This is a genomic window from Alicyclobacillus hesperidum, from assembly GCF_900107035.1.
GTDB lineage: Bacteria > Bacillota > Bacilli > Alicyclobacillales > Alicyclobacillaceae > Alicyclobacillus > Alicyclobacillus hesperidum.
Window position 1 is genome coordinate 152,203 of record NZ_FNOJ01000004.1, and the last position, 12,816, is coordinate 165,018.

Consider the following 12,816-nt stretch of genomic DNA (forward strand, 5'->3'; position numbering starts at 1 on the left):
GTTTGACAGAACAGCGAGATCGCGTCATTTTGGTCATGTGTCAAACGGGTAGAGAGTCGGAGGACCGTTTTTCGTACCGAAAGGATGAGCTAAAGGGGCTGTGTGAAGCTGCCGGCGCTCTTGTCATCGGTGTGGTGACACAAAAACGGCCTGCGGCGGATCCCAGGACGCTCGTGGGCGAAGGCAAGGTTTTCGAGTTGGTGGACTTGGTGGAACGCGGCGAGGCGACGTTGGTTGTTGCAGATCGTGAGCTTTCCCCGGCACAAGTGCGCAACTTGGAACGATACTTGCCGTGCCGCGTGATTGATCGCACGCAACTGATTCTCGATATTTTCGCTCGCCGCGCCGTCACGCGCGAAGGGCGCGTCCAAGTGGAAATGGCACAGCTTTCTTATCTATTGCCACGGTTGACGGGGCGTGGTGCCGAGATGTCGCGGCTTGGCGGTGGCATCGGTACGCGCGGACCTGGTGAAACCAAGTTGGAACTCGATAGACGCCGCATTCGCACGCGACTGGCGGGGCTGCGGCGAGAACTTGAGGCCATTGCGCGACAGCGAGCGACCGCGCGCGATAAGCGATTGCGCGAAGTGCCGACAGTCGCGCTGGTTGGTTATACAAATGCCGGGAAGACCACGTTGCAGGCACGCTGGGTCGCCGACAAAGGCGGCGGCGGGGCCATCACGGGTGAAAATCGGCTGTTTGACACGCTCGATCCGGCCGCGCGTCAGGTGCGCACTCGTTTGGGCCATCCATACGTCGTCATCGACACGGTGGGCTTTGTGGAAAATCTGCCACATCACTTGGTCGAGGCATTTCGGTCGACACTTGAAGAAGCCCGCCATGCGGACGTGATCGTGGTGGTCGTCGACGCGGGTCACGCTCCTTCGGCTCATCTGGCGACAACGCGGCGCGTGCTTGCCGACCTCGGAGCTTTGGACAAGCCTATCATCACGTTTTTCAATAAAGTCGACACGGTTGCAGAGCCGCCAGGACCGGACGTCGGCGCACTGGTTTCCTTATATGGAAGTGCTCGGCATGGGGATCTCGATGAACTCTACCATGCAGTCGAGCGGCAGCTTGAATTGGATGAAGTGCATGTGACGATACATGCGCGCGAGGACGACACAGAGTGGCAATCGCTACTCAGAGGCGGGCGGATTGAGCACGCAGAGACGACGGCCTCTGGCGAATGGCGGATGACGGCGGTAACGAGCCGCAAGCAGGCGCATCTTTGGCAACAAATGCAGCGAGATGGGAGCGAACATGACAATCGACATCCTTAAATATATTGAAGTTTGTAAGCGTGATATAGAGCCGGGGCAACGCGAGTTAGAGCGCATTGCCCTGATCAACCAAGAGCGCGTGCTCGAGGCGTTCTGGCGCCATCGCGTCGCGCAGACCGATCTCGCTGGATCGACCGGGTATGGTTTGTCCGACGTGGGACGCGACAAGTTTGAGACGATGTTCGCCGAAGTGTTTGGCGCGCAGGCAGGTCTCGTGCGGCCACAGATCGTATCGGGCACGCATGCTATCAGCCTTGCGATGTATGGATTGCTGCGACCAGGCGACGAACTGATTTACGCCACAGGTATGCCGTACGACACACTGCATAGCGCGCTGGGCTTGCGCCCTGCGTCCGGATCGTTACAGGAGTGGGGCGTGCACGTGAACGTTGTCGATCTGTTGCCGGATGGGGGCATCGATGTCGCCGGCGTGATCGAACGTTGTACCGAGCGAACCAAGTTGGTGATGTTCCAACGTTCGCGCGGCTATTCCTTGCGGCGATCGTTTACGATTTCCGAATTGGCGGATGCGTTTGCAAGGTTAAAGGCGGCTCGACCGAAGGTATACATAGGCGTCGACAACTGTTATGGCGAGTTCGTCGAGGCGCAGGAACCTTGCCATGTCGGGGCTGATCTGGCGATGGGCTCGCTCATCAAGAACCCTGGTGCGGGTATTGCGCCCACAGGCGGCTATGTCGTCGGGTGCGCCGATGCCATAGAGCAGGTGGCGGCACGTCTTGTTGCCCCAGGTACAGCGGCGGAGTATGGACCGACAGGTCCGTATTTGCTGACGATGTATCAGGCGCTCTTCCTAGCTCCGCATATCGTCATGCAAGCGGTGAAAGGATCGCGGCTGTTGGCGAGGGCCTTGTCTGGACTCGGTTATCGCGTGACACCGGCCTGCGATGCGCCGCGCACCGATCTCATCCTATCGATAGAATTTGGCGATCCGACTCCGCTATTGGCGTTTTGTCGCGCGATTCAAAGCGCCGCGCCCATCGATGCACACGTACGCCCTGAACCGGATGCGATGGCCGGATACGCGGACGAGATCGTGATGGCTGCAGGCACCTTCATTCAAGGTGCTTCACTGGAATTATCGGCAGACGCGCCTATCCGACCGCCTTATATCGCGTATGTGCAAGGCGGGTTGACGTATGAGCACGTCGAGATCGCCCTGCGCCGCGTGTTAGATCAAATTGTACCCAATCTACGTTAAAGAATGTGACATGACGGATTGTCGGTTTCTTATCGGCGTGCTACGATGAGTAGCAACAGGTTTTGTGGATGGGGGGCGCGCGCCGTGGAATTGGAAGATCGCCGACAGCTGCCGTTGTTTTCGATTGGCACCGTGCAAAAGTTGACCGGGTTGAGTGCGCGTCAGATACGGTACTATGAGGAGCACGATCTGATCCATCCCGCCCGGACGGCCGGCAAACAGCGCCAGTTTTCCTTTGCCGATGTCGAGCGATTGATGCTCATTCGGCAGTGGCTGGACGAGGGGCACAACATGGCTGGTGTGAAGCGCAACTTTGCGGAGCAAGAGCGCAAACAAAAGACAGCGAGGACCATGCCAAAGCAGGACGTCTCCGACGCGGAAGTTTACAAATGGTTAGAACGCGAACTTATTGATCGTCAGGGGTATGGTGAATTTCAAGGCGATCTCTCGCGGTTTTACCGCAATCGCTAGCGTTCTGGTGCGGTTGCAACGGACGATAGGGGGAATTGTATGCGCAAAGAATACAGTAAAGAAGAAATTTTGCAATACGCGGAAGCGAATAACGTTCGATACGTACGGCTTCAGTTCACGGATCTTTTGGGCATTGTCAAAAATGTGGAAATTCCTGTAGATCAATTGCCCAAAGCGCTCAATAACCGCATGATGTTCGACGGATCGTCCATCCAGGGCTTCGTTCGCATCGAAGAGTCCGATATGTATCTGGCTCCCGATTTGTCGACGTGGCTCGTCTTTCCCTGGGAGACGCCTCAGGGCAGGGTGGCGCGTCTGATCTGCGACGTGTATCAGCCAGACGGCACACCGTTTCCGGGAGATCCGCGTTCGGTGCTCAAACGCGTCTATGCGCGAGCGCAGGAAATGGGGTTTTCAGCGTTCAACGTCGGCCCTGAGCCGGAGTTTTTCTTGTTTAAATTGGACGAGAAGGGCAAGCCGACACAAGACTTAAACGATGAAGGCGGCTATTTCGATTGGGCGCCGGTCGATCTTGGCGAAAACTGCCGTCGCGATATTGTGGTCACGCTTGAAAATATGGGTTTTGAAATCGAGGCGTCTCATCATGAAGTCGCGCCTGGACAACACGAGATCGACTTTCGGTATGCCAATGCGGTCGAAGCGGCTGACAATATCGCGACGTTTCGCCTCGTAGTCAAGACGGTCGCTCGTCAACACGGATTGCATGCGACGTTTATGCCGAAGCCGCTATACGGAATTAACGGCTCCGGAATGCACACGCACCTGTCTTTGTTCCGAGACCATCAAAACGCTTTTTACGATCCGGATGACGACATGGGACTCAGTGAGACGGCGCGCTTTTTTTTGGCGGGGGTTCTCGAACACGCACGTGGATTTACAGCAATCTGTAACCCAACCGTCAATTCATACAAGCGACTGGTGCCTGGGTATGAAGCCCCAAGTTACATCGCGTGGAGCGGCAAGAATCGGTCGCCCCTCGTCCGCGTTCCGGCCGCGCGCGGACAGTCGACGCGACTCGAAGTACGCAGTCCGGACCCGTCGTGTAATCCGTATTTGGCGATTGCGTCTTTGTTGGCTGCGGGTCTGGACGGTATTGAGCGGCAATTGGAATTGCCACCACCGGTCAATCGCAATATCTACATGATGACCGAATCGGAGAAAGAGGAAGCCGGGATTCGCAGTTTGCCAGCCAATCTCAGCGATGCGCTCGATGCGCTTATGCGGGACGAAGTTTTGGTCGAGGCGCTTGGCCACCATGTGTTGTTGCATTTTATTGAGGCAAAGCGGATCGAGTGGAATATGTTCCGAACACAGGTCACAGAGTGGGAACGAGAGCAATATCTCACGTTATATTGAATTTTGGGTGGGCAGGGACACGTGCCATTGTGCGGCGTCCTTGCCCACTTTTATGATGGTCAGCGGTGCATTTCGCACCTTGCTTCGTCATCGACTCAAGGTAAAGGGGCGCCATCAGGGCCGCCTTCACGCTTTATGGCCTAGGCGGCGCAGTCGATGCGCGAAACACAATTTCTGAGTTGAGCACAATTCGCGTGGACATTTTGCGCACGCCGTCGATTCGTTCGAGCAAAAGCTGTGCCCCGAGAGAACCAAAATTATACGTGGGCTGTACGGCAGCGGTCAAAATGGAGTCAACGGAGGCGAGATCGTCCGTATTGCCAAAGCTGACAATGCTTACGTCATCGGGCACACGGATACCCAAGTGATGTAAGGCGCGCACGATGTGTGCGTATTGAAACATGTTCGAGACGAACATCGCCGTCGGCGGTTTGGCTGCGCTAAATAGCGCCTCGACAAAGGACACATCCATGTCCCGCGTCATAGAAGCCTGAAAGATCATATCGTCGCGGATGGGAATGCCATGGCGAGTGAGTGCATCTTTGTACCCGTCCAAGCGCTCGCGGCTCGCGGCGTTGTGTAAAGGCCCGACGACCGCGGCAATGCGTCGATGCCCGAGCTCGATAAGATGCTCGACGAGTTGCGTCGATGTCGGCCGCATGTCTCCCTTGACCAGATCTGTGTCGATCCCCTCGACATCGCGATCGATCAAAACGAAGGGAATGTGATGTTGCTCGAGTAGGCGTAGATTCGCCACCGATGGATCGCCAACGGGAACGATAAGAACACCTGCAATTCGATAATCCAGGCACATCTGCATATATTCGCGCTCTTTCTCCAAACTTTCGTCGGTGTTGGCTAAGAGCATGCGAAATCCGTGCTTTCGCGCGACATCCTCCATACCGCGCGCGATGAAGGTGAAGAAAGGATTCGTGATATCCGGTACGACCAACACAAGTGTCGAAGTTTGTACAAGAGGACCCGCTGCCGATTTGGGTTCGTAGCCGACCTCCTGCATGGCTTGTAGGACGCGCTGACGTGTGGCGGCTTTCACGTAACCGGTGTTGTTGATGACGCGCGAGACGGTCATGATGGAAACGTCCGCCTTCCGTGCAACGTCCGCCATGGTAGGCATGTGATGTTCACCTCCTGAAGTAGTCAGAAGTTTTCGTTTGGATATGTTAATTATAACATGTTGACACTACATTTTCTAGCGCCGTATACTGCAAATGTGCAGAGGATTAATGCAGTTCCCGGATGGAAAATCCGAAAGCGTTGATGTCATTCTATCATGTTAATCTATCAGTTATTTAACTTGAAAAGGCGCGATGGCTGATAGATTCGCATAGGGAGCTGAGGGGAGGCGAAGCGGCGATGGTGAAGAAAGCGCTTCATCTTGCTCCTGATGACGATGTGGCTATCGCTGTCGAACCGCTTGCTGTCGGCGATACGATAGCTTGGGAAAACCACGTGATCGAGGTGCAGGAGCCGATTGGACGCGGACATAAGGTTGCCGTCCGTGCGATTGCGCGGGGGGAACGCGTGTACAAATACGGATTCCCGATTGGCGTTGCCACAAGAGACATCCCGCGTGGCACATGGGTACACGTACACAATGTGCGCACCGCATTATCGGGGAAGCTCGAATATGCGTATCAACCGGAGCTTGTCACAGGTGTGCAACAGGAACACCCTGTCATGCCAACGTCCTTTCGTGGTTATGTGCGCGAAAATGGGCAGGTAGGAACGCGAAATGAAATTTGGATTATCAATACCGTCGGTTGCGTGAACAAGGTGGCCGAGCGGCTCGCCACGCTGGCGGACGCGCGCTGGCGCGGGCAGGGGATCGATGGCGTCTACCATTTTCCGCACCCGTATGGGTGTTCACAACTGGGCGATGATCTCGGTTATACGCAGTCGCTGCTTGCCGGCTTAGCCCGTCACCCGAATGCGGCAGGCGTACTCATTGTCGGGCTTGGCTGTGAAAATAACAGGATCGAAAGTTTTCGCTCCGCACTTTCCGATGTGCCGCAAGAAAAATTGCGGTTTCTGGAGTTGCAGGCGACAGCGGACGAATTTGAAGTCGGCATGTCGCTCATTGCGGAACTCGTCCAATACGCCTCGCATTACAAGCGCGAGGAGACGTCGGTCGCAAAGCTCAAGATCGGATTGAAATGCGGCGGATCGGACGGCTTTTCAGGGATGACGGCCAATCCGCTGGTCGGGCGCGTGGCAGATTGGGTGACGCTACACGGCGGCACAGCTCTGTTGACGGAGGTGCCGGAGATGTTTGGCGCGGAGACCATCTTGATGCAACGCGCAGAAAATGAAGAGGTCTTCGAGCAGATCGTCGACTTGATCAATCGTTGGAAGGATTATTACCAACGCCACGGGCAACCGATTTACGAGAATCCGTCGCCTGGCAACAAGGATGGCGGTATCACGACGTTGGAAGAAAAGTCGCTCGGCTGCGTCCAAAAAGGTGGGCGTACAGCCAAGGTGGTGGATGTCGTCGCTTACGGTCAAAGTGCGCAAAAGCCTGGCCTGAATCTCGTCGAAGCACCGGGCAACGACATGGTATCGGTGAGTGCGTTGGCTGCGGCAGGTGCGCAATTGGTGCTGTTCACGACCGGACGAGGGACGCCAATGGGAGGGCCCGTGCCCACGGTGAAAATCGCCACGAATAGCGATCTCGCCCGGCAAAAACCAGGATGGATCGATTTCGATGCAGGGCGTCTGACAGACGGAGTGCCATTCGACGACTTGGCCTTGCAACTGTATGAACACGTGATTCGCGTGGCGTCAGGAGAAGATCTGGCACGAAATGAGCGCAATGGATACCGCGAGATCGCCATCTTCAAAGATGGTGTGACTCTGTAACGAAAACGGCCTATGGAAAGCGAAGGGAGTTTATACAAATGTACTTGGTGAAGGGCAATCGCGATTTCGGGTATGTCGATTTGGTACCTGCGGCAAACGGTGCGGGGCTGAAATGGATTTCGCTTGGCTTATTGCGTCTGCAACCGGGTGCTTCGTATCGTGGAAAGCTCGATGGACACGAAGCAGTCCTCGTGTTATTGCGAGGAACGTGCAAGGTGCAGGTAGCAGGCCACGAATTTGGCCCATACGCGCGACAAAACGTCTTTGCCGAGCGGGCTACGGCTGTGTATGTGCCAGTTGACGGCGATTATATCGTGACCAACGCGGGGGAAGGCACTTTAGAAGTCGCGGTATGCCAAGCAGTCGCTGAAGAGTCGCACGAGCCGTTCGCCGTTCTTCCGGAGCATGTGGAGACCAAATCCGTCGGCGAAGCAAATTTCCGCCGGGATGTTCACGATATTGTCGTCAAGCAGGCGGAAGGGAAGGTACATCGGATTATTGTCGGAGAAACGTTCAATCCGCCGGGCAACTGGTCTAGCTACCCGCCACACAAGCACGATGAGTACATTCCCGGCGTCGAGGCTTGCATGGAGGAAATCTATTACTATCAATGCGATCCGGAAAATGGGTTCGGTATGCAATCGATCTACACCAGCGACAAGGCTGTCGATGAGACATTTCGCGTTCAGCATGGAGACGCATTCCTGATCCCACGCGGATATCACCCGGTCTGTGCCGCGGGAGGTTACCAACTTTACTATCTGTGGCTGATGGCCGGTCCGATCGACCGGACGATGATTCCACACGACGATCCGAACCACGCGTGGGTGCGCGAGAGACATTGGTCGTGACGATACCACGTACGCGGAGAAAGAGGATGGGCATATGCGACCTTTGACGCAGGAAATGTTATCGAGCCAACCCGATCTGGCGCCGGCCTGGAATGTCTCGCAATTCGCGCCTGAACGCATACTGCAAATTGGTGAAGGCGTGTTTCTGCGCGGATTCGCTGACTGGTTGATCGATCGTCTAAACGCAGCCGGTTCATCTGTCGGCCGGATCGTGATTGCGGCTCCCCGGCCTACCGGTGCCCGAAATATCGAACGCTTTCGCAAGCAGGACGGTTTGTACACCGTCCTCCTCCGCGGTATGGAGAATGGACGGACCGTCGACCGACAGGAAGTTGTGTCTTCCATCTCGCGAGCCATTGATCCGCATCTACAGTGGAATGACTTTCTTGCCTGCGCTCGTCAACGCGAGATCGATGTTGTGATTTCGAATACGACGGAACTTGGCATTCAATATGCGCCACAGCAGTACAGAGCGGGCCAGGTGCCGACGACGTATCCGGCCAAACTCGCTGCTTATTTGTATGAACGCTATCAGGCGTTTGGGGGCGATCCGAAGGCGGGCATGACCATCTTGCCATGCGAGTTGATCGACGACAATGGTACGCTCTTGCGCGACATCGTGATGCGCCATAGCCAGGAATGGGGATTGCCAGCAGCGTTCGTCGAATGGGTGAGGCTGCACAATGTGTTTTGCAACACCCTTGTCGACCGCATTGTCACACCGTTTACGCCGGAAGCCGACGGTGCTCCGGAGCTTCCCTACACAGATGAACTTGCGGTCGTCGCCGAACCGTTTCACATGTGGGCGATTGAAGGTGGAGATCATCTTCGTTCACGCTGGCCGTTTGCCGAGCTTGGTTTGTCGGTGTATTTCGTTCCTTGCATCGAGGACTATCGCCTGCAAAAAGTGCGTGTTCTCAACGGTGCGCATACGGCCATGGCTTGTTTGGGGCTGCTTGCTGAAAAGCAGACTGTCCTTGATGTGATGTCGGACCCGGTGTTGCACGCATTTGTCGAACGCCTCATTGGGTCAGAAATTGTACCGACGGTTACCCCTCAGGTTGGCGATGCAGAGGTGCTTCGAAGATTTGCCAAAGACGTGATTGACCGTTTCAACAATCCATTTCTGCGACACGCGTTGACGTCCATTGCGAACAATTCGCTTGCGAAGGCGCGCATCCGCCTTGTGCCCACCATCGTCGAATATGCGGATCGTCATCGGGTGAGCCCACCGTTGGCAGCGGCGGCTATCGCGCTGTTGTGCTACGCCTGCCACCCGTCGTGCGCACAAGAGGCTATGGATGACCCATTGCGCAGTCGGTTACAGGAGATCTGGGTCAGCGAAACGGAAGCAGATTTGGCTGGGACAGTGACAGAGTTGTTAAAAGCCTCCGATGTCTGGGGATGCGATCTCGCCGTGTTGCCGGGAATGGCGGACATGGTCCAGGATGTGATGCGTCTTGTCCAGGAACGGGGCGTGGTGCAAGCGATTGCTTTTTGGCTCCAGAGCAAGCCAGTGTCTGAACCGATGAGGAGGTGATGCGGTCCGCACGTAAAGTGGTTTTGTGCTCTCCGCTTGACGGGCCGCAGTCGACACCACCAGGATGAACAACCGGCGGTCTCGGGATCGATGTTTCGAAGATTATGGAAAGGGGACTCGTACACGCATGCAAACGAATGCGTCACCATCAGATGCAGGTACGGCGAAACTCGGGTTTGTCGTCGCCGTTGTCGTGATCGCCTCGCTGGGCGGGCTGTTATTTGGCTATGATACAGGCGTGATCGCAGGAGCAAATGAGTTTTTGAAGACAGAGTTTCACATGGGTGCAGGTATGACTGGCTTGGTGTCGAGCAGTATCGATCTCGGTGCGATGCTCGGCGTGCTCATTGCAGGCTATATGGGGGATAAAATCGGCAGGAAGAAAGCGCTTTCCGTTGCAGGTCTTATTTTCATCGTTTGCAGTATTCTCACGGCGCTTGCGACAAACGTCGCGGAATTGGTGATTGGTCGCTTCATTGGTGGCGTTGGTATCGGACTTGCGTCACTGCTATCGCCTTTGTATATTGCGGAGATTGCACCGCCGAGAATTCGCGGGCGGCTTGTCGGCTCCAATCAGTTGGCCATTGTGTCTGGCATCTTCATTGTTTATTTCATCAATGCCGCCATCGTCAGTTCGCACACCGATGCGTGGAATCAGACGACAGGTTGGCGTTGGATGTTCGGGATGGGAGCCATACCGGCAGTCTTGTTCTTCTTGCTCTTGTTCTTTGTTCCGGAAAGTCCGCGTTTTCTCATGGCCCGCGGCCGTGAGCAACAAGCAATAGCCATTCTGGAGCGCGTGAACGGGCGCGAGCAGGCCCGCGTGGATGCTAAGGCAATCCGCGACTCTATCGACATGGTGCCTGACTCTCTGTTTCGAGAATTGTCGCGTCCCGGCATTCGCAAGGCTTTGTTTGTCGGCGTTCTACTCGCCATTTTCCAACAGTTCACCGGTACCAACGCCGTTGGCTACTACGCCCCTATGATCTTTAAGGCGGCCGGTGCTGGTACGAACGCATCGTTCTACGACACCGTGTGGATTGGTGCCATCAAAGTTATTTTCGTTATCGTGCTGATGCTTATTGTCGACCGCGTCGGCCGCAAGCGTTTGCTTGTCTGGAACGGTGGGTTTATGGCGCTGTTCCTTGTCATCCTTGGCATCGCGTTTTCGTTGCCTCACATGCTAACATGGTTGGTGTTAGGCTTAACGTTCCTTCATACTATTGCGTATGAGTTGTCATGGGGTGGCGGCGTTTGGATTGTTCTATCTGAAATTTATCCGACTGCGATTCGTGGAAGAGCGATGTCCATTGCTTCCTTTGCTCTCTGGTTTGCAACCTATCTGGTGGCGCAGTTCTTCCCAATCCTCTTACAGGCAATCGGCGGCACATGGACATTTTGGATTTTTGCCGTGTTCTGCATCGCTATGGCGGTGTTCATGAAGAAAGTGGTGCCCGAGACGAGCAACAAGTCGATGGAGAAGATTCAGACAGACTGGATTCAGGCAGGCAGCTCGGATTCGACTTCCAATTCGATTTAGGCGCTCTTCTAAAGAAAACTGGTGGGTGGCAACAGGATGCCCCCACCAGTTTTCTTAGACTAGCGGATATACCGAAATACACCGACAACTTTTCCGAGAATCGTCACACAGTCGTAATACAAGGGAGCCATGTGCTTGTTTTCCGGTTGCAGTCGAACTCGTCCACCCTCCCGGTAAAACCGCTTGACGGTCGCCTCGTCTTCCTCCGTCATGGCGACGACAATATCGCCGTTCACCGCGCTAGCCTGGCGTCTAACGATGACCAGATCTCCGTCTTGAATGCCGGCTTCAATCATCGATTCACCGACGATTTGCAGTACGAAAACCTCATCGTCTTTTACCATGTCTCGCGGCAACGGAAGGTATCCTTGCACATCCTCGACGGCTGTGATAGGCAAGCCAGCCGTGACGTGTCCGACGATAGGGGCAAATACGGGAGCTTCATCGGTGACATTCTGGGTTGTATCTGGCGAGGACTCGTCGTGTGAAATCAATTCGAGCGCTCGAGGCTTCGTCGGGTCTCGCCGCAAATATCCCTTTTGTTGCAGGCGCTCCAAGTGGCCATGCACAGTGGAACTGGAAGCAAGCCCGACAGCCTCGCCAATCTCGCGAACCGACGGAGGATATCCCTTTTCCCTTACATTTTTGCGGATAAATTCAAGAATCGCTCGTTGTCGCGAGGTCAGTTGGCTCACCGTCCACACTCCCCATGCCTAGATTTGCCTTTATCGTATCACAGGATGGGGAATGTGGCAAACGTTTGTTCGCACCGAGGGCATTAGACGAGGCCAAGGTCGGCTAAAGCATCGGCGACGCCTCCTGAAATTGCGCTCGAAGTCACACATTTGGCGACCTCTTTCACATCGTCAGTGGCATTGCCCATCGCGTACGAGTAACCCAAGGTGCGGAACATGCCGATGTCGTTGCCGCCGTCGCCGATGTGCACCGCTTCTTCTGGGGAAATGCCAAGATATTCGAGGAGGCGAAGGGCGCCAATCGACTTATCGGATTTTCGCCGCTGGAAATCGACGGCTTGCTCGTGCCAGCGGTAGATATAGCAAGCGGGGAACTCCTGCTCAAAGATGGCGTCCCACTCGTGCGTCATAAATGCATTAATTTGAAAGACGCCGATGTCTTGTACCCGATCCGCCAACGTCGGTTCGTAGGAGATGGGCGGGAAGTCGTATGAAGCCAGCACAGGCAGGTATTCATCGGGTAGTGGTTCGAGGGAAAGTGCGTGATCATGCGTGTGCACGATGGTGAAGATGTTGCGCTCGCGGGCCTTTTTAAGGATCCCTGTGACGACATCTACGTCAAACGGCATCGCGAACAACTCGCGATTACCCGCTTTCACAAGGCCGCCATTAAAGTAAATCCCATAGGGAATATGCAATGCCTCTTGAATGTGTTGTGCGTGGATGACGCTGCGCCCCGTGCAAACGGCGACAGGGATATTGCTCTTGAGCAATTCGGCGACGGCAGCGGCGCTCCGTGGCACGATCTCGCCGTTGACGTACAATGTCCCGTCGATATCGAGAAATACCATTTTCACGTGTTGTCCGGTCTTCACCTTGGACGCCTCCCATCTGTCAGCCGCGTCACCAAAATCGATCAGTCGGACTCTCATTATACACAATCTTGGCACTCGATAGGCA

11 protein-coding genes are annotated in these 12,816 nt (G+C 55.2%); 8 read left to right on the forward strand and 3 right to left on the reverse strand.

Going from position 1 to position 12,816, the window contains the following annotated elements; all coding sequences use genetic code 11:
• Nucleotides 1-2 precede the first annotated feature (2 nt).
• The 4 genes from hflX (at nucleotide 3) to glnA (ending at nucleotide 4,350) form a co-directional block, all read left to right on the forward strand.
• Nucleotides 3-1,283 (forward strand): GTPase HflX, encoded by a 1,281-nt coding sequence (hflX, locus tag BLU70_RS04530; RefSeq protein ID WP_006447659.1) that lies wholly within the window; start codon nucleotides 3-5, stop codon nucleotides 1,281-1,283.
• Nucleotides 1,264-2,502 carry a methionine gamma-lyase family protein gene (locus BLU70_RS04535; RefSeq protein WP_040290163.1) on the forward strand — a complete coding sequence of 413 codons (1,239 nt, stop codon included), beginning with the start codon at nucleotides 1,264-1,266 and terminating at the stop codon, nucleotides 2,500-2,502. The genes hflX and BLU70_RS04535 overlap by 20 nt, the downstream gene beginning before the upstream one ends.
• Before the next feature lie 84 nt (nucleotides 2,503-2,586).
• Entirely contained in the window at nucleotides 2,587-2,973 is a 387-nt protein-coding gene (locus BLU70_RS04540; protein WP_052012365.1) for a MerR family transcriptional regulator, read from the forward strand.
• A 39-nt stretch (nucleotides 2,974-3,012) separates the two neighbouring features.
• The gene (gene glnA / locus BLU70_RS04545; RefSeq protein WP_006447656.1) at nucleotides 3,013-4,350 is read left to right on the forward strand and encodes a type I glutamate--ammonia ligase; all 1,338 of its coding nucleotides are present in this window, start codon (nucleotides 3,013-3,015) and stop codon (nucleotides 4,348-4,350) included.
• Between the two features lie 133 nt (nucleotides 4,351-4,483).
• Here glnA and BLU70_RS04550 read toward each other — a convergent pair whose 3' ends face one another.
• Nucleotides 4,484-5,485 (reverse strand): LacI family DNA-binding transcriptional regulator, encoded by a 1,002-nt coding sequence (locus tag BLU70_RS04550; RefSeq protein WP_074692403.1) that lies wholly within the window; start codon nucleotides 5,483-5,485, stop codon nucleotides 4,484-4,486.
• Nucleotides 5,486-5,724: 239 nt separating this feature from the next.
• Here BLU70_RS04550 and BLU70_RS04555 point away from each other — a divergent pair, with 239 nt between their 5' ends.
• The 4 genes from BLU70_RS04555 (at nucleotide 5,725) to BLU70_RS04570 (ending at nucleotide 11,161) form a co-directional block, all read left to right on the forward strand.
• The gene (locus BLU70_RS04555; RefSeq protein WP_006447654.1) at nucleotides 5,725-7,230 is read left to right on the forward strand and encodes a UxaA family hydrolase; all 1,506 of its coding nucleotides are present in this window, start codon (nucleotides 5,725-5,727) and stop codon (nucleotides 7,228-7,230) included.
• Between the two features lie 38 nt (nucleotides 7,231-7,268).
• The gene (iolB, locus tag BLU70_RS04560; protein ID WP_074692405.1) at nucleotides 7,269-8,081 is read left to right on the forward strand and encodes a 5-deoxy-glucuronate isomerase; all 813 of its coding nucleotides are present in this window, start codon (nucleotides 7,269-7,271) and stop codon (nucleotides 8,079-8,081) included.
• 34 nt (nucleotides 8,082-8,115) lie between these two features.
• Complete coding sequence (locus tag BLU70_RS04565) at nucleotides 8,116-9,621, forward strand: tagaturonate reductase (RefSeq protein WP_083341151.1); 1,506 nt, start codon at nucleotides 8,116-8,118, stop codon at nucleotides 9,619-9,621.
• 127 nt (nucleotides 9,622-9,748) lie between these two features.
• A complete protein-coding gene (locus BLU70_RS04570) occupies nucleotides 9,749-11,161 on the forward strand; it encodes a sugar porter family MFS transporter (protein WP_074692408.1) in 1,413 nt (470 codons plus the stop codon).
• Between the two features lie 59 nt (nucleotides 11,162-11,220).
• On the opposite strand, the gene lexA is transcribed toward BLU70_RS04570, so the two are convergent.
• Nucleotides 11,221-11,856 carry a transcriptional repressor LexA gene (gene lexA, locus BLU70_RS04575; protein WP_040290160.1) on the reverse strand — a complete coding sequence of 212 codons (636 nt, stop codon included), beginning with the start codon at nucleotides 11,854-11,856 and terminating at the stop codon, nucleotides 11,221-11,223.
• Nucleotides 11,857-11,939: 83 nt separating this feature from the next.
• A complete protein-coding gene (locus BLU70_RS04580; protein ID WP_040290158.1) occupies nucleotides 11,940-12,731 on the reverse strand; it encodes a Cof-type HAD-IIB family hydrolase in 792 nt (263 codons plus the stop codon).
• Nucleotides 12,732-12,816: the final 85 nt, after the last annotated feature.